This window comes from Streptomyces sp. NPDC055749, from assembly GCF_053617235.1.
Genome location: NZ_JBSHFH010000041.1, coordinates 15,366 through 38,887 on the forward strand (window position 1 = coordinate 15,366; position 23,522 = coordinate 38,887).

A 23,522-nucleotide genomic window follows, 5' to 3' on the forward strand; every position below is an offset into this window, starting at 1 on the left:
CCTAGCTCGAAAGATAAACCTGTGACTGTCAATGACGACTCGTTCACCAACTGGAAGAACCGCGAAGAGATCGCGGAGTCGATGATCCCCGTCATCGGGAAGCTGCACCGGGAGCAGGACGTCACGGTCCTTCTCCACAGCCGCTCCCTGGTGAACAAGTCGGTGGTCAGCATCCTCAAGACTCACCGGTTCGCGCGCCAGATCGACGGTGAGGAACTCTCGGTCACCGAGACGCTGCCGTTCCTTCAGGCCCTCACCACGCTGGATCTCGGTCCTTCGCAGATCGACATCGGCATGCTGGCCGTGACCTACAAGGCCGACGACCGCGGGCTCTCCGTCGAGGAGTTCACCGCGGAGGCCGTCGCCGGGGCCACGGGTGCCAACAAGGCCGCGCGCCGCGAGGGACGCGACGTCGTCCTCTACGGTTTCGGCCGCATCGGCCGTCTCGTCGCCCGGCTGCTCATCGAGAAGTCCGGCTCCGGCAACGGCCTGCGGCTGCGTGCCATCGTCGTCCGCGGGGGTGGCGGGCGCGCCGCCGAGGATCTCGTCAAGCGCGCCTCGCTGCTGCGCCGCGACTCGATCCACGGGCAGTTCCAGGGCACGATCACCGTTGACGAGGCGAGCAGCACGATCATCGCCAACGGCAACGTGATCAAGGTGATCTACGCCAACGACCCCTCCGAGGTCGACTACACGGCGTACGGCATCAAGGACGCCATCCTGATCGACAACACCGGCAAGTGGCGTGACCGCGAGGGCCTGTCGAAGCACCTGCGTCCCGGCATCGACAAGGTCGTCCTGACCGCGCCGGGCAAGGGTGACGTCCCCAACATCGTCCACGGTGTCAACCACGACACGATCAAGCCGGACGAGCAGATCCTGTCCTGCGCCTCGTGCACCACCAACGCGATCGTTCCGCCGCTGAAGGCGATGGCGGAGGAGTACGGCGTCCTGCGTGGCCACGTGGAGACCGTCCACTCGTTCACCAACGACCAGAACCTGCTGGACAACTACCACAGCTCCGACCGCCGTGGCCGTTCGGCGCCGCTCAACATGGTCATGACCGAGACCGGTGCCGCCTCCGCCGTCGCGAAGGCGCTGCCCGACCTCAACGCACGGATCACCGGCAGCTCGATCCGCGTCCCGGTGCCGGACGTCTCGATCGCGATCCTGAGCCTGCGGCTCGGTCGCGAGACGACCCGCGAGGAGGTCCTCGACTACCTCCGTAACGTGTCGCTGACCTCGCCGCTCAAGCGCCAGATCGACTTCACCACCGCTCCCGACGCGGTGTCGAGCGACTTCATCGGTTCGCGCCACGCCTCGATCGTCGACGCGGGCGCCACCAAGGTCGAGGGCGACGACGCGATCCTCTACCTCTGGTACGACAACGAGTTCGGCTACTCCTGCCAGGTCATCCGGGTCGTCCAGCACGTCTCCGGTGTCGAGTACCCGACCTTCCCGGTTCCGGTGGCCTGACCCCGGCGGATCGTCGTCCCGGCTCGGTTGCGTGACGAGCCACAGACAAGGAGGCCGTACCGGAGCAATCCGGTACGGCCTCTCTGTGTTACGTCTGTCCACGCGCCGCCGCTACGCGGTCTGGCCGGAGCCCGAGCCGGCGTTCGGCGCGGCCTTGATGCCCTTCGTGATCTCGTCCAGGACGGAGAGCTTCGGCGCCTTGTCGTTGATGTCGAAGCCCGAGCGGACGACGACCAGGAGGTCCTTCGCGGTGGGGGAGGGGAAGGCCAGCGACTCGACGTACCCGTCGTCGCCCTTCTTCGTCACCACCTGCCAGCGCACCAGGTAGCCCTTCTTGCCGGCCACGGTGACCGCTTCGGACTTGAGCGTCCGGTGCGAGGTGATGCCCTCGTAGATCTTCTCGCCGTACGACTCCTCCGCGTTGGCCGCGATGTCCTCCTTCGCCGCGGCCTCCGCCGTCTTCGCCTTGAGTTCGAGGGCGGCGGCCGGCGCGGAGAACACCCCGCCGCGCACGCACTTCTCGCCGGCGTCACCGGGGCAGGCGTACTCGCCGGTGGTCAGCCCGGCGCCGACGACGCCCGACGAGCCGGTCCAGCCGTCGGGCACCGGGATGCTGATACCGCTGGCCAGGTCCGTCGCGTACCCGTCCTCGACCGGCGGCATCTGCTGGTCCGGGGCCTGGTCGCCGCCCTTCTCCTCGCCGTCCTCGGGCGCACCGGGCACGCCGGGTGCGCCGGACGGCGGGCCGGAGGGGGACGGCGTGGCGGCGACGGCGCTGTCCGTCGAGCCGCTGGAGTCCTGCCCCAGCAGAAACGCCCCGCCTCCGACCGCGGCGAGCAGCACCACACCGGCGGCGATGCCGGCGCCGATGCGCGTCCTGCGGCGCCTGACCATCGCGGGCGGCAGGCGGAGCTGGTCCGTCCAGCGGCTCCCGTCCCACCAGCGTTCCTGGGCGGGGCCGATTCCTGAATGCCCGGGATCTGGATGCCAGCCGGGCGGGGTCATCTGGGTCACGGTGTGCACATTAAACGGACAGCCTGAGAATCACATGAACCGGGGCAGGGGTGCCGGGGAGTTGGCCGGATTGCGCTTTGGTCCGACCACACGGACTGTGTGACATAGTCGGGATCAGGGCGTATCGCCCGGAACAGGGAGTACCGGAACAGGGAGTAATGGATGCCGGTCGAGTGGCAACCCGTACGGCAGTCCCGCACCCATGAACTCGTGCTCCAGAGCATCGAGGAGCGGGTCTTCGCCGGTGAGCTCAAGGCGGGTGACCGGCTGCCGCCCGAACGCGAACTGGCGCCCGTTCTCGGTGTCAGCCGGTCCGCGCTGCGCGAGGCGCTGCGGGTGCTGGAGACCATCGGTGTGCTGGTGGCGCAGCCCGGCCGTGGTCCGGATTCCGGGGCCCGGATCGTGCGCAATCCGGACGACGCCCTCGGCCGGCTGCTGCGGCTGCACTTCGCGCTCGGCAGCTACAGCCTGCACGACGTGCTGGAGGCCCGCGTCGTACTGGAGCGGTCCAGCTTCGAGGCCGCCGCACGGCACGCCTCCGCCGAGGACCTCGACGAGGCGGAGCGCCTGCTCGTACGCATGGGGGAACCGGACGTCGGTGTGCCCGAGTTCAACGACCTGGACACCCGCTTCCATGTCCTGATCGCCCGGAGTTCCGGCAACGAGCTGACGTCGACGCTCACATCCGCCGTGCGCGAGTCGGTGCGTCCGCTGATCCTGCGCGCGCTGGAAGAGGCCGAGGACTGGCCCGCCACGGCGGCGGCGCTCAACGCCCACCATCTGAAGCTGCTGCGGCTGGTGCGCGAGGGGCGGGGAGGCGAGGCGGCCGACCTGGTCGAGCAGCACATCCGCGGTCTGCACGGAACGCTCGTCGACGAGAACTCCGGGGATTCACAGGACTGAGGCACGCGCAGGAACGCGGGCGAGAGCGGGATGGAGCGGGGACGGTGCGGGAAGCACCGTCCCCGCTTTCGTGTCCCCGTGCCCTTCATGCTTCCTCCTTCGACCCGAGGGTAGTATGGTCCGACCATACAAACGACCGGGGAGGCGCCATGCGCATCGGACTCTTCGCCACCTGTCTGGGAGACACGCTCTTCCCCGAGGCGGTGAAATCCACCGCGCTCCTGCTCGCCCGCCTGGGCCACGACGTGGTGTTCCCGCCGGAGCAGACCTGCTGCGGCCAGATGCACGTCAACACCGGCTACCAGCGCGAGCCCGTCCCGCTGGTGCGAAACTTCGCCGAGCAGTTCGGCGACTCCTCGATCGAGGCGGTGGTCATGCCGTCGGGCTCGTGCGCCGGCTCGGTCCGCCACCAGCACGAGATCATCGCCGCGCGGTACGGCGACGCCTCGCTGCGCGCCGGAGTCGCCACGGTCAAGGCCAAGACGTACGAACTCTCGGAGTTCCTCGTCGACGTCCTCGACGTCTCAGGTGTCGGCGCCTACTTCCCGCACCGCGTCACCTACCACCCCACCTGCCACTCCCTGCGGATGCTCCGGGCCGGCGACAAGCCGCTGCGGCTGCTGCGCGCAGTCGACGCCATCGACCTCGTCGAGCTCCCCGAGGCGGACTCCTGCTGCGGCTTCGGCGGCACCTTCGCCGTCAAGAACGCCGAGACCTCCACCGCGATGCTCCAGGACAAGATGCGCAACATCGCCACCACGGCGGCCGATGTCTGCACCGCGGGCGACTCCTCCTGCCTGATGCACATCGGCGGCGGACTCGCCCGCATCAAGGCGGGCACACGGACCCTGCACCTCGCGCAGATCCTCGCCTCCACCCGCACCTCGCCGTACGTCCTGACGGAGGCCGCCGCATGAGTACGTTCCTCGGCATGCCCGCCACCCCGCCCCGTTCCCCGTACGGGACGGGCAATCTGCGCGGCGAGCGCACGTTCCCCGAGGCCGCCCACGACGAGCTGCGCAACGAGCAGCTGCGCCGCAACCTCGGCAAAGCCACCCACACCATCCGGGCCAAACGGCTCGACGTCACCGGTGAACTCCCCGACTGGGAGGAGCTGCGCGACGCGGGCGCCGCCATCAAGACCGACACCATGAACCGGCTCCCCGAGCTCCTCGAACAGCTGGAGCGGAAGGTCACCGAGAGCGGCGGCACCGTCCACTGGGCGAGGGACGGCGGCGAGGCGAACGAGATCGTCGCCCGGCTGATCAAGGAGACGGGCAGCAGCGACGTCATCAAGGTCAAGTCGATGGCCACCCAGGAGATCGGCCTCAACGAACACCTGGAATCGATCGGCATCACCCCGTACGAGACCGACCTGGCCGAGCTCATCGTGCAGCTCGCCCACGACAAGCCCTCACACATCCTGGTGCCCGCGATCCACCGCAACCGCGACGAGATCCGGCAGATCTTCCTCGACGAGATCCCCGGCGTCGACCCGGCGCTCGACAACGTGCCGGCCCACCTCGCCGCAGCCGCCCGCGCCTATCTGCGTGAGAAGTTCATGACGACGAAGGTGGCCGTCTCCGGCGCCAACTTCGGCATCGCGGAGACCGGCACACTGTCCGTGGTCGAGTCCGAGGGCAACGGACGGATGTGCCTGACCCTGCCCGACACCCTCATCACCGTCATGGGCATCGAGAAGGTACTGCCGCGCTTCCAGGACCTCGAAGTCTTCCTCCAGTTGCTGCCGCGCTCCTCGACCGGTGAGCGCATGAACCCGTACACCTCGATGTGGACCGGTGTGACACCCGGCGACGGCCCGCAGGACTTCCATCTGATCCTGCTCGACAACGGACGCACCGCCGCGCTCGCCGACAGGATCGGCCGGGAGGCACTCAACTGCATCCGCTGCTCGGCCTGTCTCAACGTCTGTCCGGTGTACGAGCGGGCGGGCGGGCACGCGTACGGCTCGACCTACCCCGGACCGATCGGCGCGGTCCTCACGCCGCAGCTCGCCGGGATGCATGCGGCCAAGGACGACCCCAACAGCTCACTCCCGTACGCCTCCAGCCTCTGCGGTGCCTGCTTCGACGCCTGCCCCGTGAAGATCGACATTCCTTCTCTGCTCGTCGAACTGCGCCACCAGAACACCGAGGAGTCGGGGACGACGGCCGAGAAGCTCGCGATGAAGGCCGCGGCCGGGGTGATGAAGCGGCCGAAGCTGTACACGGCCGCGCAGAAGGCATCGGCACTCGGCCGCGTCGTCGCCGGACGGGACGGCACGATCTCCCGTCTGCCGGCTCCGTTCAGCGGCTGGAGCGACAGCCGCGACACCCAGGCCCCGCCCAAGCAGACCTTCCGCTCCTGGCTGGCATCCGACGAGGGCGCCGCCGCGATGCGGGCCGCCGCCGCCGAGCACGCGAACACCACCCAGGAGGACGAGAAGTGACGACCCCTCAGTCACAAGCGCGGGAGACCGTACTCGGCCGCGTGCGTGACGCACTGGCCCTGGCCCCCGCACCCGAGATCACCATCCCGCGGGCCTACCGCACCGGACGCACGCTGCCCGACGGCGAACGCCTCGCCCTCCTCACCCACCGGCTCGTCGACTACAAGGCACGGGTGCACACCTGCACCGCCGACCGCACCGCCGAGGTCCTCGCAGATGTGCTGCGCGAGCTCGGCGCCCGGCGGATCGGCGTGCCGGACGGGCTCGACGAGGGGTGGCTCAGCGGCTACGACGGCGAGGTGCAGCGGGACTCCGCCGACATTCCCGCGCCGAGCCTCGACGCGCTGGACGGCGTGGTCACGGCCTCCGCCGTCAGCTGCGCCGAGACCGGCACGATCTTCCTGGACGGCTCGCCCGGCCAGGGCCGGCGGGCGCTCTCCCTCGTCCCCGATCTGCATGTGTGCGTCGTCGACCTGTCGACGGTCGAGGCCGGGGTGCCGGAAGCGGTGGCCCGGCTGGTGCCGACCCGGCCGACCACGCTGATCAGCGGACCTTCGGCGACGTCGGACATCGAGCTGGAGCGCGTGGAGGGCGTGCACGGCCCTCGCACGCTGGTGGTGGTGATCCGCACGGACGTGTAGCCAGGGTCTGCCCTTCGGCTCAGCCGTGCGTGACCGTCAGCGGTTCGAAGTCGATACGGGTCGTGGCCCCGTCGTCCGCCCAGTCGACCTCGATCCGGCCGCCGTCGACGCGCACCCCGCTCACCACCCCCGCCAGCGGTGCCGCGTCGCTCTGCCCGGTGAGCGAGGCGAGCGACAGCAGGATCACCCTGCCCTCCGCGTCCGCCGCCAGCCGTGGCAGCACCGCCCAGTTCGTGTACGCCGTGCCCTGCGGAGCCCGTACCTCCTCGTGCGTCTCCCAGCCGTGCAGGCCGTGCAACGAGGACGTCAGCGCGTCGTCGCGGCCGGTGGCCCAGCCCGTCTGCTCGACCCTTGATCCGGCCGGGACACCGAGGGCGCGGTGGGCCCGGAGCTCGTAACGGCCACGCACCACGGTGACGGACTCGACCCGCATACCCGGCACCATCGGTGCACCGCCGCCGAACACGGGCAGGTGCCAGGACGCGGCCCACCCCCAGCCGTCGCCCCCGCCCGCACCCAGCGGGCGGATGCGGCGCCGATGGCTGCGCAGACCCGCGACGACCACGGCCAGATGGTTGTCCGCCTGGTTGCCCCCGGCCGTGGGGCCGGTGACGGTCGAGTACGACTGGCGGCTGTAGAGCGGGTCCTCCTCCGCCGCCGACTCGCCCTCCTGCGGCCTGACATGGTCGCTTCCGTGGTTGTGCAGCCGCACGATGCCGTCGGCCCGGGTGGACTGCACGAGGAACCCCGGAGCAGGCAGCGCCAGCACGCGGTCGGGACCCTCGCTCGGCGCCGGTTCCTCGGTCGCCGTCCACAGCGGATGACGAGCCGGGGCGAGCAGCGAAACGAAGCTCTTGGACGCCCAGTACGGCGACGCGGGCCCCGAGTAGTTCTGCAGTGTCGCCTCGTGCGGCCCGTGCCAGCCGAGGGTCAGCAGTCCGTCCCGGTCCACCGCGCCCCGGTCCAGGAAGTAGCGCAGCGACCCGCTGATCAGCCGGCGCGAGGCACCGGGGGAGAGCGGGGTGTGCCCGGTGAGGGCACCGAGCGCGACGGCGGAACCGGCCGCGAAGCGGTACGAGAGAGAGCGGCCGAAGTGGATCGGCGCCCCGTCCGAGCCGAACAGGAGCGACAGGCCGTCGAGATGCTCGCGCAGCCGGTCGCCGTAGTGCGCGGACAGCTCCCCGTCGCCCGTCAGATGCACGTGCAGCATCGGATACAGGTGCAGGGCCCAGCCGTTGTAGTGGTCGAAGGCGCGTCCGTCGCCGTCGGCGTACCAGCCGTCGCCGCGGTACCAGCCCTCCATCAGTTCGTGCGCCCGGTCCAGCGCGCGGGCCGTCTCCGCGTCACCGCGGCCGACCGACTCCAGGAACCCGGCGACGGAGTACGGGAACAGGTACCAGTTGTTGGGGGACGGCAGGTGGCGCAGCGCCCCGCGCAGCCATTCCTCGGCACGGTCCTGCACCCCGGCGTCCAGCCGGTCCCAGAGCCAGGGCCTGGTCAGCCGCAGCCCGATCGCGACGGACGCCGATTCGACCATCGGCTGACCCTGCACATGGTGGTCCAGGATCAGCGGCCAGGATTCGGTGTCCTCGCGGCCCGGCGTCCGCGTCCCCGCCGCGAGCCCGTCCGCGTACCGGTCGAGCCAGCCGTGGGGATCCTTGCCTTCCGCGCCCGCGACCCGGAAGGCGGCGGCGAGGAACGTGCGGGCGTACCCCTCAAGACCGTCGGAGCGGACACCGGATGCGGACGGCCGGCCCGGGAGGTCGAGCAGGGCGCGTCCGGGGGTGGCCCATCGCCAGGCCGCGTCGAGCAGCCCGTCGGCGGCGGCCTCCCAGTGCGCCCGGGTGTAACCGGTGTACGGGCTCGATTCACGGTCTTCGGCGGGGAGCGCGAACGGAAGGGACAAAGGAAGGGTCATACGAGGGCGCAGCCTTTCTCGGGACACCAGAATCCTGATCGACTGATCGGTGAGGGTCAAGAGATCGATCAGATGAAGATCGAAACGGTCATTCGCTCAAAGGGCACCCGTGGCCCCGAGCGGGGTGGTGTCTACTATCTGAACCGGCATGGACACGCTCACACTCTGGCAACTGGCCGCGCTCGCGGCGGCATCCGCCCTCGTCGGCTTCTCCAAGACGGCCGTCAGCGGGGCCAACACGATCAGCCTCGCGGTCTTCGCGGCCGTACTCCCGGCCCGCGAATCGACCGGAGTGCTGCTCCCGATCCTGATCGCCGGCGACATCCTCGCCGTATACGTCTACCGCCGCCATGCCCACTGGCCGACGCTGCTGCGGCTGTTCCCCGCAGTCGCCGTGGGCGTCGTGGCGGGCACCCTCTTCCTGATGTGGGCGGACGACGAGGCGGTACGCACCTCGATCGGCGCGATCCTCCTGCTCATGTCGGCCGTCACCATCCTGCGCAGGCGCGCCGCCGACAGCGGCACGAACGCGCCGGAGGACGAGGGAACCGCGGGCCCTTCGCGCACCGCGCGGATCAAGGCCCGCAGCTATGGTGCGCTCGGCGGATTCACGACCATGGTCGCCAACGCCGGCGGCCCGGTCATGTCCCTCTACCTGCTCTCCGCCGGATTCCGGAAGCTCGGATTCCTGGGCACGTCCGCCTGGTTCTTCCTGATCGTCAACGTGTCCAAGGTGCCGTTCAGTGTGGGCCTCGGTCTCATCGACGGGCCCTCGTTGCTGCTGGACGCCTGCATGGTGCTCTTCGTCGTCCCCGGTGCCTACGTCGGCCGCAAGTGCGTGGACCGGATCAATCAGAAGCTCTTCGAGCGGCTCGTCCTCGGCGCCACCGTGCTGGGCGGGCTCCAACTGCTGCTGCGCTGATACACCTGCGCCGAAGGAGCCCGCCCGGACATGACCCGTCCGTGGATCAGACGATGCTCTCGGCGATCTCCGCCTGCTCGCGGGCGTTTCCGTACGCCTTCGGGGTCCCGTACGAACGACGGGCGACGAACCACCACGCGGTGGCCAGGACCAGCACGGCGACGAGGGCGATGGACGCGTAGTTCATCGACTCCAACGTCACCGGCGCAGACTGCGGCAGCAGGAACAGCACGGTCACGATGCCCACCCAGACCACGGCGATCCAGCCGATCGGCTTGGACCAGCGGCCCAGATGCCACGGACCGCGCTCGAAGCGGTCCCCGGCCCGCAGCTTCAGATAGATGGGGATGGCATAGGCGGGCGTGATGCCGATGACGTTGATCGCCGTCACCGCCCCGTACGCGGTCGCGGAGTACAGCGAAGGGAGGGCGAGGAGAGCGGCGACGCAGACGGACAGCCACACGGCGGGAACGGGCGTCTGGGTGCGCGCGCTGACCTTGCGCCACAGGGACGAGCCGGGCAGCGCGTTGTCACGGCTGAAGGCGAACACCATCCGGCTGGCGGCGGCGACCTCGGCGTTGCCGCAGAACAGCTGGGCCGCGATCACGATGAGCAGCATGGCCGTGGCGCCCGCCGTGCCCAGCGCGTCGATCAGGATCTGCGCGGGCGGCACCCCCGTCGCGCTGTTCTGGGCGCCCGCGTAGTCCTGGATGGCGAAGGTCAGGCCGGCGAGCAGGACGAAGCCGGCCACCCAGGACACCCAGATCGCCCGGACGATGCCCTTGGCGGCGGAGACGGACGCGTTGGACGTCTCCTCGGAGAGATGGGCGGAGGCGTCGTAGCCGCTGAACGTGTACTGGGCAAGCAGCAGGCCGATCGCCGCCACGTACAGCGGGTTCTCCCAGCCGGTGCCATTGACGAACTCGGTGAAGACGAACGAGGGCGACTGGTGGTCGGACGGCACGATCGCCAGCACGCTCACGATCACCGCGACACCCCCCAGATGCCACCACACGCTGATCGAGTTCAGCACGCTGACGAGTCGCACGCCGAACAGGTTCAGCACGGCGTGGAGCAGCAGGATGCAGAGGAAGATGACCATCGTGGAGCCGGGTGTCGGGTCGAAGCCCCACTGGAGATTGAGCAGCGCTCCCGTGAACAGCGCCGCGCCGTAGTCGATTCCGGCGATCGCGCCCAGCAGCCCGAGCAGGTTCAGCCAGCCGGTGTACCAGCCCCACTTGCGGCCGCCTAGCCGGTCGGCCATGTAGTACAGCGCCCCCGACGTCGGGTAGGCGCTGGTGACCTCGGCCAGGGCCATGCCCACACAGAGCACGAACAGGCCGACACCGGCCCAGCCCCAGAGCATCACCGACGGGCCGCCGGCGGACATGCCGAAGCCGTACAGGGTCATGCAGCCTGACAGGATCGAGATGACGGAGAAGCTGATCGCGAAGTTGCCGAAGCCGCCCATACGACGGGCCAGCACCGGCTGGTAGCCCAGCTCGCGCAGCCGCTGTTCCTCGTCCTTGGGGGGTTCCGCCTGTGAGCTCGGCCGGGTGGGGGCGGGTATGGACATGGAGAGATCCTCCGGGTGTGGGGGGGTTGGGACGGAACGAAAGCGGATGACCGCCTGCGGGATCAGCCGTGTCCGCCGCGATCGGTATCGTGCGCGGCGGTGAGACACCTGCCGCGGGCCCGCAGGAACACCTCCTCGGCTCCTGCCGCGTCCCGCGTGCGGAAGGCCCAGGGAACCGAGGTGTAGTACGGGCCGAGGGCATGGAACACCGGTGCGGCGTCGGTGAATCGGAGCGAGCCCCACAGAGCGTGGGCCAGGTGGTTGAGGTCCAGGAGCGACCGGGCGGCCGGATCCGTGCGACGGAACCAGAGATGCAGCGCCCGCCGGGCGTCCCGTTCGCCGTCCTCGGTGACCCAGTGGAGATCCAGCGCCTTCTCGTGGCCGCGCTCGCGGCGGTAGCGCTCCACCCTCACGTACAGCGGAAGTACGTGGAGCGCGGACCCGTCGGGAGCCGACGAGGCGGCCCACTGCGCGAAGTCGACGGCCTCCGACAGGCTTCCGCAGGCCCTGCGCGCGTACACGAACTGGAGCATCCGGTGGTACGCCTCACGGTTGTGCGGATCACGCCTGTCCGCCTCCGCGAGCAGGCCCCAGGGGCCGGGAAAGAGCATCGGCCCGGGTGGCGGCAGCCGGTGTTCCTCCAGCCGCTGCCGCTCGTCGAGCTGCGAGAGGGCCAGCAGACAGATCCACGGCACCGGGTCCGGGGGAGCGGCGTGCGCGGCGGACCGGCAGCCCTCCCACGCCTCCTGCCACAACTCCCCTGCCCGGGAGTGGCCTTCGCGGTGGGCGCGTACCGCCCGCTCGACGACGACGCGGGCGTGCATGACGGCTGCGGCGACACTCCGTGGCTCCTCGGCCTGCCAGGCATCGACGGCATCGGAGCCTGCGGCCACGGTCGCGAGTACCTGCGTCCGCTGGGTCCACAGGCCCCAGCCGGGCGTGCTCTCCAGCAGATCGCGCATGGAGAGCCAGCGGCCGGTCCGCAGTTCCTGTAACGCGCCGCGCAGAGCGTGGTCGTGACCGGCGGGGTGATAGACCGGCCGGAAGTCACTGGGGGGCATCTGCTCGCCCCGCCCCGGTACGACCTGACGGGGCGAGGCGATGCGCCGGGCATCGGGGTAAGGGGCATGATCTGGTCGTCATGGATCCTCAAGCGCGTGGGGGGTCGGCCTGGCACCGGACAGCGAACTGCCCGGTGACGTCCGCTTGTTGCTCGGCACGGAGCGTGGAACCTGCCGTGGCGTGCGCCGTGCGGACTCCCGGATCCTAGGGGGTTGGGCGCTCAAGTCACCTACTGCTCAGGGAAGTTGTCCGAGATCACCGGTGTTCCTGGCAAGGGTTGACGTGGGCCGTGGTCTGCACAATTCTGTGTGCGGACGGCCAGTGATCACGATTGCGGCGGATTCCGTACGACTGGAGTGGTCTGGAGTGGTGATGACAGGCCCGGTGCTCGCCGTCGACCAGGGAACCTCCGGGACCAAGGCGCTGGTGATCTGCCCGGAGCGTGGCGTGATCGGTTCCGGTTCGGCTCCCGTCCGGCCGCGCAACGGAACCGGGGGAGTGGTCGAGGCCGACCCCGCCGAACTGCTCGGCTCTGTCCTCGACGCCGGTCGACAGGCACTGTACGAGGCTGCCGAACCCGTCCACGCGGTGGGCCTCGCCAATCAGGGCGAAACCGTCCTCGCCTGGGACCCCGCCACCGGCCGCCCGCTCACCGACGCGATCGTCTGGCAGGACCGCCGTGCGCAGGCACTCTGCGACGAACTCGCCCCGCAGGCAGACGAGTTGCGGCACCTCACCGGTCTGCCCCTCGACCCGTACTTCGCCGCTCCCAAGATGGCCTGGATACGGCGCGAACTGACCCGCGAAGGGGTCGTCACCACCAGCGACTCCTGGCTCGTCCACCAGCTGACGGGAGCCTTCGTCACGGACGCGTCCACCGCCGGGCGCACCCAGCTCCTCGACCTGGACCAGGTCGAGTGGTCGCCCGCCGCGCTGGAGATATTCGGCCTGACCGGGGAATCGCTCCCGGCCGTCGTCGACGCCGACGGGCAGGTCGGAACCACGACCGCGTTCGGCGCGGACATCCCGCTCACCGGCCTTCTCGTCGACCAGCAGGCCGCCCTCCTCGCCCAGCACGCACTGGACCCGGGCACCGCCAAATGCACCTACGGCACAGGGGCCTTCCTCCTCGCCCAGACCGGTGCCGAGCCGCGCCGCGGCTCGTCCGGACTCGTCAGCTGCGTCGCCTGGCGGCTCGCCGGACGCACGAGCTACTGCCTCGACGGGCAGGTCTACACCGCCGCGTCGGCCGCGCGCTGGCTCACCGAACTCGGAGTGATCACCGGTGCGGCCGACCTCGACCCGGTCGGCCTTTCCGTCCCCGACGCCGGTGGTGTCACCTTCGTTCCCGCGCTCGCCGGCCTCGCCGCCCCCTGGTGGCGCGGTGACCTGCGCGGCTCGGTGACCGGCCTCGGCCTGGACACCACCGCGGGCCACCTGGTGCGCGCCCTGTGCGAGGGCATCGCCGCCCAGGTCGTCGAACTCGCCGACGCCGCCGCCACCGACCTCGGCTCGCCCCTGTCGGTGCTGCGCGTGGACGGCGGTCTGACCCGCTCGGCACTGCTCATGCAGACCCAGGCAGACCTGCTGCAACGCCCCGTGGAAGTGTCCGCCCGGCCGGACGCCACGGCGCTCGGGGCCGGCGCCGTCGCCCGCCTCGGCCTCGACCCGCACCTGGCGGTCAGGGATGCCCTGCCCGCATGGGAACCCTCGGCCCGGTACGAACCCCGGATCGGGGCGGACGAGGCGGCGGCACGCCGCGCCCGCTTCCGCACGGCGGTGGACACCCTGCTGGAGCGCACATGACGGTCACGATCACCCGGGCCGGAGAGCTGACCGGGTCGGGCGCGGCCGACGACACGTACGACGTCACGGTCATCGGGGCCGGAGTGGTCGGCGCGGCCATCGCCCGCGAACTGGCCCGCTACCACCTGCGTACCGCGCTCGTCGAGGCATCCCACGACATCGGCAACGGCACGTCGAAGGCCAACACCGCCATCCTGCACACCGGTTTCGACGCCGTCCCGGACTCGCTGGAAGCCCGCCTGGTCCGCGAAGGCCGGCACATGCTGGCCGCGTACGCGGCGGAGACCGGCATCCCCGTCGAGCGGGTCGGCGCCCTCCTCGTCGCCTGGGACGAAGAGCAACTGGCCGTGTTGCCGCAGCTGTTGGCCAAGGCCGAGCGCAACGGCTACCACGCGGCCCGCATGCTCGGCCCCGGAGAGCTGGCGGTACGCGAACCGCGCCTCGGTCCGGGCGCGCTCGGGGCGCTGGAGATCCCCGACGAGAGCATCATCTGCCCCTGGTCGACACCGCTCGCCTACGCCACCCAGGCCGTCCGGGCAGGCGTGCACCTCCACCTCAACTGCCGTGTGCGGCACATCGCCGACGACCGCGGCAGCCACCTGCTCACCACGTCCCGAGGCACCCTGCGCACCCGGTACCTGGTCAACGCGGCCGGACTGTACGCCGACGAGATCGACCGGCACTTCGGCCACGACACCTTCACCGTGACCCCGCGCCGGGGCCAGCTCATCGTCTTCGACAAACTCGCCCGCGAACTGGTCCGCCACATCCTTCTCCCGGTCCCCACCGCCGCCGGGAAGGGGGTCCTGGTGGCGCCGACCGTCTTCGGCAATGTGCTGCTCGGCCCGACCTCCGAGGAGACCGACGACAAGAGCGCCACCGATTCCACAGCGGACGGCATCGACTTCCTCCGAAAGAAGGGCCGGCAGATCCTGCCCGCCCTGCTCGACGAGGAGATCACCGCCGTGTACGCCGGACTTCGTGCCGCCACCGGACGCGAGGACTACCGCATCCAGGACCACCCCGCCCTGCGGTACGTCGCCGTCGGCGGAATCCGGTCCACCGGACTCACCGCGTCCATGGCGATCGGCGCACACGTCACCGGACTCCTCGCCGGGACCGGCCTCGAACTCGGCGCGCCGCGCGAGCTCCCGCCCGTCACCATGCCGAACGTGGGCGAAGCCTTCCCCCGCCCCTACCGGCGGGCCGACCTGATCGCCGAGGACCCCGCGTACGGCACACTCGTCTGCCACTGCGAACAGGTCACCCTCGGCGAGATCCGCGACGCCCTGCGCTCCACGATCCCGCCGGGCTCCCCTGACGGCCTCCGGCGCCGCACCCGAGCAGGGGGCGGACGCTGCCAGGGATTCACCTGCGGGGCCGCCGTCCGCGCACTGTACGAGGAGGCCCGGCCGTGACCCGGCTCGAACGGTCCGTGGACGTACTCGTCGTCGGCGGCGGACCTGCAGGGCTCGGAGCCGCCGCCGAACTGGCCGCTTCGGGCGCCGGTCACGTCGAGGTCCTGGAGCGAGAACAGGACGCGGGCGGAGCCCCGCGCCACTGCCTCCACGGCGGATTCGGCGTACGCGATACGAGAAGAGCCCCGGGAACAGAGCTGAGGGGCGCAATGAGCGGCCCCGCATTCGCCCAAGGGTGTGTGGCGGCGGCCCTCGGAGCCGGAGCCACCCTCCGTACCGGAGTCTCCGTCACCGGCTGGGACGGGCCGCGCACCGTCGAGACCACAGGACCCACCGGACTCGAACGGATCACCGCACGCGCCGTCGTCCTCGCCACGGGCGCCCGCGAGCGCCCACGCAGCGCCCGCCTGGTCCCCGGCAGCCGGGCACCCGGTGTCTACACCACCGGCGAACTCCAGCGGGCCGTCCACGTCCACGGACAGCGGATCGGCGCCCGCGCGGTCGTCATCGGCAACGAACCCGTCGGCCACGCCGCCGTGGACACCCTGCGCCTCGCCGGGCTGGAGGTCGTCGCCATGGTGACCGACCAGCCCGCGTCCCCGCTGCCCGCCCTCGTACGCGCAATGGCCGGTTTCCCGCTGCTCACCGGCGCGACCGTCACCGGCCTCACCGGCCGGGCCCGGATCTCCGGCGTGGAGCTGCGCCACGACGACGGCCGCACCACGTCTCTTCCCTGCGACACCGTCGTCTTCACCGGTGACTTCGTCCCCGAACACGAACTGGCCAGGCGCGGCGGGCTCTTGCTCGACGCGGGTACCCGAGGACCCGCGTACGACACGGGTTACCGCACGTCGCGGCACGGAGTGTTCGCCGTCGGCAACCTCCTGCACCCCGCGGAGCGCGCGGGCGTCGCGGCGGCCGAGGGCCGGGCCGCCGCTGTTCCCGTCCTGCGCTTCCTGGCGGGCCACGACCGGCCCGCCGACCGCCTGGTCCCCCTGGAGGTCGACTCCCCGCTCCTCTGGGTCGCACCGAACCGGATCACCCCGGACGCGGACCTCCCCCTCGACGGCCGGTTCGTCCTGCGCACGGGGCTGCGGCTGCCCCGCCCGCACCTCGTCGTCAGCCAGGACGGGCGAGAACTCCACCGGCAGCGACTGCTGTTGCCCGCGCTGCCGGGCCGTCCGATCCATCTGGGCGCCGGGTGGCTGGCGCGCGTGGCCCCGCACGGCTCGCCCGTACGGATCACCGCTCTGTGAACGGGCCTTGGACCCGGCCCTAAAAGACCTGGTCCCGCCCCGTACTCGGCGCGGCGAGGAGCAGCTCCAGGCCGTCGAGGATCAGATCCAGCCCGGGCGCGAACTCGTTCGCGTAGGCGTAGCCCGGCCGCAGGGCATGATCGGTGATCATCTCGGTGAGATGGGGATACTCCTCGGCGGGCAGCTGCTCCATGATGCCGTCCGCCACGTCCTCCAGATCCTGGGACGTGTCGAACGGCAGGCTCGACTCCTGGAGGACGAACCCGTAGACGTAACTGTCGAGGGTTGAGAACGCCTGGGCGGCCGACCCGATCGAGAACCCCGCCCCGCGCAGGCACCCGATCACCCAGTCGTGGTGCCGCAGGGTCGCCGGCCCGGGGTTGCGCCGGGATTCCAGCAGCCCCAGGGCCCAGGTGTGACGCGAGAGCACCGTCCGCGCCGAGACCGCGCGCCTGCGCATGGCGGTCTTCCAGTCGGGCGCGTCGTGCGGCAGCTCGATCTCGTCGAAGACCAGGTTGACGATCCCGTCCAGGATCTCGTCCTTGTTGGCCACGTGGTGGTACAGCGACATCGCCTCCACCCCGAGCTGCTCCGCCACCTTCCGCATGCTCACCGAGGCGACCCCGCGCTCGTCGGCCACGCGCACGGCGGCCTCGAAGACGAGTTCCTTGCTCAGGGAACGACGGGGCCTCTGATCTGGCTTCGGGGTCGATGTCACCTGTTGTCTCCGGAGTCTCCGACGTTCTCGCCGCCTCTTGCGCTTGACGGCCTTACAACCGTAAGGATAATGGCTCACAGCACTCCCTTACGGGTGTAAGGGGGTGAAGGGCAGTGGTGTCGGCCTGCCGGATCATCCGGCAGCCGGCTGAAAGGGGGCACGCGTGGACACGCGACAGGCACAGGAGAAGGCCGACGGCCAGGGGCGTTCGAAGATCTGCATCGTCGGGGCTTCGGGCAAACTCGGCCGGTACATGGTTCAGCACGCCCTGGACCGGGGGTACGAGGTCGTGGGTGTGTGCCGTGAGCAGAGCGTCGGCAAACTGGCGGACTTCGCGGACCGCATCACCGTCGTCCCGGGAGCGACGGACGACCGGGAGGTCATCGCACGCGCGGTCGCCGGGTGCGACGGAGTGCTGACGGTCCTGGCCCCGTGGGGCGTCCACGGCTACTCGACCGGCACGGCCCAGGCGGTGCTGGACCACGCACCGGCGGGGGCGCGGCTGGTGTTCTCGTGCGGGTGGCACATCACGCGGGACGGCAAGGACGTCTACTCGCTGAAGCTCCGCGCGTTCCTCAAGATCTTCGGCCCACTGGCACGACTGTTCCGGGTGGGGGACATCGACGACCAGGTGGAGGCATGCCGCCGGGTGTTCGCGAGCGATACGCGCTGGACGGTGGTACGCGGCAGCAACCTCGAAGAGGGCGCGGGCCAAGGACTGCCGGTCTGGACCCGGCACGTCGGCGACCCGGTCCTCGCCGACAACCTCACACGCCGTACCGACTTCGCGCTGTTCATGGTGGAAGCGCTGACCGACGACAATCTGGTCCGCGAGGCTCCGGCCATCGTCGGCTGTCAGACACCCTCGGCGCGCAGGCACGCGGCGGTGGGATGACCCGCTGATGCAGGTACGTCACCTGGCTAACCTACTGAAGTGATCATTTTCAGCAGGTGGGAAGGGAGAGTGTCATGGCGGAGCGTGAAGTGACTCTTCGGCCGCTGGGGAAGCCCGGCGACCTGGGCTGGGTGGTACAGGCACACGGCGAGTTCTACGACCGCGAGTTCGGCTGGGACACCAGTTTCGAAGCCCTCGTGGCTCAGATCGTCGCGGACTACGCCAAGGAGAACAGCAGCCCCGGGCGGCACGCGGCGTGGATCGCGGAGGTCGACGGTGTGCGGGCCGGCTGCGTCTTCTGCGTACGCGCGGACGACCGGACCGCGAAGCTGCGGCTGCTGCTCGTCGATCCGGCGGCGCGCGGCCTGGGCCTCGGGGCCCGGCTGGTCGAGGAGTGCGTGGGGTTCGCGCGGGAGGCCGGGTACCAGGTGATCACCCTGTGGACCAACGACGTCCTCGGATCCGCGCGGAGGATCTACCAGAAGCAGGGCTTCGCACTCGTCTCGGAAGAACCCCATCACAGCTTCGGACACGACCTCGTCGCCCAGACCTGGCAGCGAGATCTTGCGCCCGACGGGAATCCCGAGAACGACGAAGCCGGTGAGGGCTGACTCCGCCAACCCTCACCGGCGAAACTACGTGTGCCCCGGCGCGACGCGATCGAGGACCACTACCGGAATGGTCCGGCGGCTCCGTGCCTCGTAGTCGCGGTACACAGGAGCGAGACCGGTCATCAGCGCCCACAGCCGCTCCCGTTCCTGGCCCTCGGCAGTGCGGGCGTGTGCGGCGAACCGTTCGGCACGGATCTGCAGATGCACCTCCGGGTTCGCTGTCAGATTGAGATACCACTGCGGGTGGGTGTGCGTGACGGCCGAGCCGGAGGCGACGAGGACGTAGCGGCCGTTGTCCTCGCCGAAGAAGAGGCCGGTCCGATAGAGCTTGCGTGTCGTGCGGCCCCGGCGCGTGAGGATGAGGTTCGTCATCCCTCCTTCCCGGTAGCCGCTCGCGCCGTCGGTCGCGAGATACCGGCGTACGTGCTCCGCGACCGAGGGATCCGGACTGTCGGCCGCTTCCGGGGGCTTGTTCGAGTTTCCGGTCTCGTGAACGGACATGAAGGTCCTCCTGGCTCTCCTGGTCGTCTCAGTGCGTGCTGACGAGGCCCTGGGCGAAGCCTCCGTCGACAGCGAGCTCCACGTTGGTGGTGAAGGTCGCGTCGGCGGCCAGGAACAGGGCGGCGGTGGCCACCTCCTCGACCGTGCCGTTGCGCTTGAGCGGGGTCGACTCGTCTCCCTGCCGCTCGAACTCCCGGCGCTCCTCCTCGCTCAGGCCGGCCACACCCATCGTCGGCGTCTTGATGAATCCCGGGGCGACGGAGTTGACCCGGATCTTCCGGGGCAGCAGCTCGGCCGCCAGGACATGGGCGAACGCGCGCATCGCTTCCTTCGACGCGGAGTAGGCGCTCAGGCCGGGGAAGACGACGTCGTTGCCGACCGTGGTGAACACCATCGATCCGCCGTCGGTGAGCAGCGGGTCGAGGGCCTGGACAGTGAAGAAGGCGCCCTTGGTGTTGATATCGAAGTGCCGGTCCCAGGACGCTTCGGTGACCTCGTGCAACTCGGCGAACTCGGCGATGCCGTGGTTGATGAAGAGGTGGTCGACACCGCCGAGTTCCGTACGGACGTACTCGGCGAGGGCCGCGATGTCGGCCATGCTCGCCGCGTCGGAACGTACGACGTGCGCGCTCTCGCCCTTCAGCTCGGTCCGTGCCTCTTCGAGGGTCTTCTCGTTGCGGCCCGTCAGGACGACCTCGGCCCCCTCCGCCAGGAGCGCCTTGACGATCGCCAGGCCGATGCCGTGGGTCCCGCCGGTGACAACAGTCTTCTTGCCCGCGAACCTGCTCATCGTGACTCCCTGTATGTAGCAGTGGTATGGGTGCTGCTGAGCTGTTACAAGCAAGACCCTGCGGGATGGCGCATTCGGTCCCCTTTCGCTCTGCTGTCGGCCGCTTTCAGGAGGCGCGTACGGCGGGGCAGGGGCTGGTGCCCCGCTACAGGCCAGTGCGCCATAGGCTGGTCAGATGCGCTTCGGAGTGCTGGGCCCGTTGGCGGTGTGGACCGCGAACGGTGAACTTGTGGCCGTGCCGGACGCGAAGGTCCGGCTGATGCTGGCCGACCTGCTGGTGGAGCCTGGGCGTGTGCTGTCCTCGGGCCGGCTGGTCGAGGACCTCTGGGGCGACAGGCTGCCCGCCCGCCCCGTGAGCGCGCTGCAGACCCTCGTGTCCCGGCTGCGCAAGGCGCTGACTGCCGCCGGTGGAGGCGGACTTGTGGCGCACCGCCCTCCGGGCTATCTCCTGAAGGTGACCGGCGACGCGGTGGACGCGGAGCGTTTCATCTCGCTGGCCGACCAGGCCCGTCGTACCGCGGACCCCCGGGAGCGGGCCGCCAGGTTCGCCCAGGCCCTCGCCCAGTGGCGGGGTCCGGCGTTCGCGGGATTCGCGGACGAGCCGTTCGCACGCGCCGCAGCGACGCGCTTGGAGGAACAACGGCTGCTGGTCTGGGAGGAGTTCGCCGAAACCCGGCTGGAGCTGGGAGACCACGGTCAACTGGCAGCAGAACTACAGGAATTGTCGGAGCGCCACCCCTTCCGGGAGCGGCTGCGCCAGGCCCACATGCGAGCCCTGTACGGCGCCGGACGGCCGGGCGAGGCCCTCGACGTCTATCAGGACGTGCGCCGTCGGCTGGATGAGGAGCTCGGCCTCGAACCGGGTCCCGCACTGGTCGCACTGCACCAGGAGATCCTCCGCCAGGACCCGGCTGCCCTGAGGGCCGCCCCGGTCTCAGGCTCCGATACGCGTACGGCGAGCCTCGGCCCGCGTGACGACACGGCCCCCCGTCGCACCAACCTGCCTGCCCCGGTCACGCCGCTCATCGGGCGGTCACAGGCCGTGGCCGACGTGAGGGCCCTGCTGGCGACGGAGCGGCTCGTGACCCTGACCGGACCCGGCGGGGTCGGCAAGACACGCCTTGCCCTGGAGGTCGCGAGCGGGTCGGCAGAGCCCTTCGCCGATGGCGTGTGGCTGGTGGAACTCTCCGGACTGGCACGTTCCGCCAAGGCGGGGGAGGCCGAACCGGGACAGGCCGGGTCATCGGGTGCGGCCTGGACGACGGAAGGGCCTGCCGAGTTGGTGGCCGCCGCCCTGAGCATCCGGGACGACGCGTGGTCCGGCGCGCGGCCGGCCACGGGTGCGCTGCCCCTGGCGGAGCGGCTGGCCGATGCCCTGCGCGACCGTCGGCTTCTTCTGGTGCTCGACAACTGCGAGCACGTCGTCGAGACGGTGGCCGGTCTGACCCACCTGCTGTTACGGGCTGCGCCGGGCGTGCGCATCCTGGCCACCAGCCGGGAGCCGCTGGGCGTTTCGGGCGAGCTGCTCTGGCCGGTGCCGCCCCTCGACGTACCACTGCCGGGAGCCGAATCGGCGGACGTGCTGTGTTCCAGCGCGGTCCGGCTCTTCGCGGCAAGAGCCGCCGCCGCGTCGCCCGGATTCGCTGTGTCCGACGACAACGCCGAGGCCGTGGCCACGATCTGCCGTCGCATGGACGGGATACCGCTCGCCCTGGAGCTGGCGTCCACGCGGGTCAGGGTCCTCGGCGCCGACCGGCTCGCCGAGCGCCTCGACGACCGGTTCGGGCTCCTGACGGACGGGAGGCGCGACGCTCCGGCACGCCAGCAGACACTGCGGGCGGTGATCGACTGGAGTTGGGAGCTGCTGACCGCAGCCGAGCGGGCGGTGCTGCGGCGCCTCGCGATCCACTCCGACGGCTGTGACCTGGAGGCCGCCGAGGCTCTCTGCCCCGGGGACGGGGTGAAGCCCGTCGAGGTCGTCGACCTGCTGGCCCGGCTGGTGGACCGGTCCCTGGTGGTCGTCGTTCAGCAGACCGACGGGCCCCGCTACCGGCTTCTGGAGTCGGTGGCCGCGTACTGCCTCGACCGGCTCCGGACGGCCACGGGCAGCACCGCGCACGCCACCGGGGCCACTCCGAACGACCGGGCGGTCACGTCCGAGTACGACCGGCTACGAGGCGCCCACGCCTCCTATTACGCCGCACTGGCCGAGAAGGCGGACATCCACCTGCGCGGTGGCGACCAGCAGCGCTGGCTGCGCCGGCTCGACGCCGAGTCGGCGAACATCCGCGCGGCGCTCGACACCGCGGCCGGGGCCGGCGACGCACGGCTCGCCGGACGGCTGGTCCGTGCCATGGCCTGGTACTGGTTTCTGCGCGGCAGGTTCACGGAGGCGAGACGCTCCATGGCCGAGGCACTGGCCGCCGAGGAGTTGCATGGTGCGGATCCAGGGGGCGGACAGAAAGGCTCGGACCGCGCGGTCCTCGCGGCCTGGCACGCGGGAATGACCTTGCTGTGCGGTGACCGGAACAGCCTCCGGGGAGAGGGCCACTCCCCGCTGCGGCTCTACGAGGACATGCGCGACCCCGGAGACCGGGCGGGAGCAGGCTGGTTCCTCGGCTACGCCGCGACGCTGTTCGGCGCCGCGGAGGACGGAGAGGAACTCGTACGCCGTTCGCTGGACGAGTTCCGTACGGCGGGGGACCGCTGGGGCATCGCGGCGGCGCTGAGTGTGCGGGGCGTGCAACGTTACGTACGCGGGGATCTGGCGGCGTCCCGGTCCGACGGTGAGACGAGTCTCTCGCTGTTCCGTGAGACCGGCGACCGATGGGGGCAACTCCAGGCCACCGGAGTGCTCGGCAGGCTGGCCGAGATCGAGGGCGACTACCGGGCCGCCGAGGCCGGGCACCGCGAGGCTCTGGGCATTGCCGAGGCCCTGGGCTTGTGGACCGAGGTGTCCACCCGCTGGTCCGAACTGGGCAGGACCGCCCTGCTGGCCGGTGATCACGCACGGGCCGAGGAGCTTCACGAGCGCGGCCGACGGGTGGCCGTCGAGCATGGGGACCGTCGGGCCCAGGAGTTCGCCGAGACAGGGCTCGCGCTCGGGGCGCGGAGGCAAGGCCGGTTCGATGTGGCCGAGGCGTATCTGCGTACCTGGCTGGAGTGGAACCGTCAGTTCGACGCGGAGAACGGCACCGCCCTGATCCTGGCCGAACTCGGCTTCATCGCCGAGCAGCAGGGTGACGCCGAAGCGGCCCTGAACCTGCACACGGAGGGCCTGAACGCGGCCCGGAGCACGGGCGACCCCAGGGCGATCGCCCTGGCACTGGAGGGGCTGGCGGGCGTGTGGCAGCTCGCGGGTCGCCCCGAAGCCGCCGCCGGCCTGCTGGGCACCGCCGCCCGGTCCCGAGCCTCGGTGGGAGCACCCCTGCCCCTCGCCGAACGCGGCGACGTCAGCCGCATCACCACCGCTGTACGGAAGGCCATGGGCGATGCCGACTTCCAGGCCGCGTTCGAGAGGGATGCGGAACTGCCGTAACCGCGACACCCGCTTCGACAGCGCGGCG

At 70.6% G+C, this 23,522-nt stretch carries 19 protein-coding genes; 12 read left to right on the plus strand and 7 right to left on the minus strand.

Annotated features, from left to right (window positions below):
- The first annotated feature begins 21 nt into the window (after positions 1-21).
- On the plus strand, positions 22-1,476 hold the full coding sequence (locus ACWGO0_RS26525) for a glyceraldehyde-3-phosphate dehydrogenase (protein WP_453539987.1): 1,455 nt from the start codon (positions 22-24) through the stop codon (positions 1,474-1,476).
- Positions 1,477-1,587: 111 nt separating this feature from the next.
- Here ACWGO0_RS26525 and ACWGO0_RS26530 read toward each other — a convergent pair whose 3' ends face one another.
- Positions 1,588-2,490, minus strand: coding sequence for a DUF2510 domain-containing protein (locus ACWGO0_RS26530; RefSeq protein ID WP_453539990.1), 903 nt, complete (start codon positions 2,488-2,490; stop codon positions 1,588-1,590).
- Positions 2,491-2,652: 162 nt separating this feature from the next.
- On the opposite strand from ACWGO0_RS26530, the gene ACWGO0_RS26535 reads away from it, so the two are divergent.
- The 4 genes from ACWGO0_RS26535 (at position 2,653) to ACWGO0_RS26550 (ending at position 6,483) form a co-directional block, all read left to right on the plus strand.
- Positions 2,653-3,393 (plus strand): FadR/GntR family transcriptional regulator, encoded by a 741-nt coding sequence (locus ACWGO0_RS26535; protein ID WP_453539993.1) that lies wholly within the window; start codon positions 2,653-2,655, stop codon positions 3,391-3,393.
- A gap of 149 nt (positions 3,394-3,542) precedes the next feature.
- Positions 3,543-4,310, plus strand: coding sequence for a (Fe-S)-binding protein (locus ACWGO0_RS26540; protein ID WP_453539996.1), 768 nt, complete (start codon positions 3,543-3,545; stop codon positions 4,308-4,310).
- Positions 4,307-5,842, plus strand: coding sequence for a LutB/LldF family L-lactate oxidation iron-sulfur protein (locus ACWGO0_RS26545; RefSeq protein WP_453539998.1), 1,536 nt, complete (start codon positions 4,307-4,309; stop codon positions 5,840-5,842). The genes ACWGO0_RS26540 and ACWGO0_RS26545 overlap by 4 nt, the downstream gene beginning before the upstream one ends.
- The gene (locus tag ACWGO0_RS26550; protein WP_453540000.1) at positions 5,839-6,483 is read left to right on the plus strand and encodes a LutC/YkgG family protein; all 645 of its coding nucleotides are present in this window, start codon (positions 5,839-5,841) and stop codon (positions 6,481-6,483) included. Before ACWGO0_RS26545 ends, ACWGO0_RS26550 begins: the two co-directional genes overlap by 4 nt.
- Before the next feature lie 19 nt (positions 6,484-6,502).
- On the opposite strand, the gene ACWGO0_RS26555 is transcribed toward ACWGO0_RS26550, so the two are convergent.
- On the minus strand, positions 6,503-8,401 hold the full coding sequence (locus tag ACWGO0_RS26555) for a DUF2264 domain-containing protein (protein ID WP_453540003.1): 1,899 nt from the start codon (positions 8,399-8,401) through the stop codon (positions 6,503-6,505).
- Between the two features lie 148 nt (positions 8,402-8,549).
- Here ACWGO0_RS26555 and ACWGO0_RS26560 point away from each other — a divergent pair, with 148 nt between their 5' ends.
- Positions 8,550-9,323, plus strand: coding sequence for a sulfite exporter TauE/SafE family protein (locus ACWGO0_RS26560; RefSeq protein ID WP_453540006.1), 774 nt, complete (start codon positions 8,550-8,552; stop codon positions 9,321-9,323).
- Between the two features lie 46 nt (positions 9,324-9,369).
- Here the strand turns inward: ACWGO0_RS26560 and ACWGO0_RS26565 are convergent, their stop codons facing one another.
- Positions 9,370-10,899 (minus strand): amino acid permease, encoded by a 1,530-nt coding sequence (locus ACWGO0_RS26565; RefSeq protein ID WP_453540009.1) that lies wholly within the window; start codon positions 10,897-10,899, stop codon positions 9,370-9,372.
- 62 nt (positions 10,900-10,961) lie between these two features.
- Positions 10,962-11,960 carry a hypothetical protein gene (locus ACWGO0_RS26570; RefSeq protein WP_453540012.1) on the minus strand — a complete coding sequence of 333 codons (999 nt, stop codon included), beginning with the start codon at positions 11,958-11,960 and terminating at the stop codon, positions 10,962-10,964.
- 373 nt (positions 11,961-12,333) lie between these two features.
- Here ACWGO0_RS26570 and ACWGO0_RS26575 point away from each other — a divergent pair, with 373 nt between their 5' ends.
- The 3 genes from ACWGO0_RS26575 to ACWGO0_RS26585 are packed head-to-tail and all read left to right on the plus strand — an operon-like array spanning position 12,334 to position 16,441.
- Entirely contained in the window at positions 12,334-13,767 is a 1,434-nt protein-coding gene (locus ACWGO0_RS26575; RefSeq protein WP_453540015.1) for an FGGY family carbohydrate kinase, read from the plus strand.
- Entirely contained in the window at positions 13,764-15,185 is a 1,422-nt protein-coding gene (locus ACWGO0_RS26580; RefSeq protein ID WP_453540018.1) for an FAD-dependent oxidoreductase, read from the plus strand. The genes ACWGO0_RS26575 and ACWGO0_RS26580 overlap by 4 nt, the downstream gene beginning before the upstream one ends.
- The gene (locus ACWGO0_RS26585) at positions 15,182-16,441 is read left to right on the plus strand and encodes an FAD-dependent oxidoreductase (RefSeq protein WP_453540020.1); all 1,260 of its coding nucleotides are present in this window, start codon (positions 15,182-15,184) and stop codon (positions 16,439-16,441) included. The genes ACWGO0_RS26580 and ACWGO0_RS26585 overlap by 4 nt, the downstream gene beginning before the upstream one ends.
- 19 nt (positions 16,442-16,460) lie before the next feature.
- Here the strand turns inward: ACWGO0_RS26585 and ACWGO0_RS26590 are convergent, their stop codons facing one another.
- Positions 16,461-17,159, minus strand: a complete 699-nt coding sequence (locus tag ACWGO0_RS26590) for a TetR/AcrR family transcriptional regulator (RefSeq protein WP_453540023.1) — start codon at positions 17,157-17,159, stop codon at positions 16,461-16,463.
- A gap of 163 nt (positions 17,160-17,322) precedes the next feature.
- Between ACWGO0_RS26590 and ACWGO0_RS26595 the strand changes: the two genes are divergently transcribed.
- Positions 17,323-18,054, plus strand: a complete 732-nt coding sequence (locus ACWGO0_RS26595) for an NAD(P)-dependent oxidoreductase (protein WP_453540026.1) — start codon at positions 17,323-17,325, stop codon at positions 18,052-18,054.
- A 74-nt stretch (positions 18,055-18,128) separates the two neighbouring features.
- Positions 18,129-18,665, plus strand: a complete 537-nt coding sequence (locus ACWGO0_RS26600) for a GNAT family N-acetyltransferase (RefSeq protein WP_453540029.1) — start codon at positions 18,129-18,131, stop codon at positions 18,663-18,665.
- A 24-nt stretch (positions 18,666-18,689) separates the two neighbouring features.
- Here ACWGO0_RS26600 and ACWGO0_RS26605 read toward each other — a convergent pair whose 3' ends face one another.
- Both ACWGO0_RS26605 and ACWGO0_RS26610 read right to left on the minus strand, forming a co-directional pair.
- Positions 18,690-19,166 carry a nitroreductase/quinone reductase family protein gene (locus ACWGO0_RS26605; RefSeq protein ID WP_453540032.1) on the minus strand — a complete coding sequence of 159 codons (477 nt, stop codon included), beginning with the start codon at positions 19,164-19,166 and terminating at the stop codon, positions 18,690-18,692.
- A gap of 28 nt (positions 19,167-19,194) precedes the next feature.
- Positions 19,195-19,956, minus strand: a complete 762-nt coding sequence (locus tag ACWGO0_RS26610; RefSeq protein WP_453540035.1) for an SDR family oxidoreductase — start codon at positions 19,954-19,956, stop codon at positions 19,195-19,197.
- Positions 19,957-20,131: 175 nt separating this feature from the next.
- Between ACWGO0_RS26610 and ACWGO0_RS26615 the strand changes: the two genes are divergently transcribed.
- A complete protein-coding gene (locus ACWGO0_RS26615) occupies positions 20,132-23,494 on the plus strand; it encodes a BTAD domain-containing putative transcriptional regulator (protein ID WP_453540038.1) in 3,363 nt (1,120 codons plus the stop codon).
- The last annotated feature ends 28 nt before the right edge of the window (positions 23,495-23,522 follow it).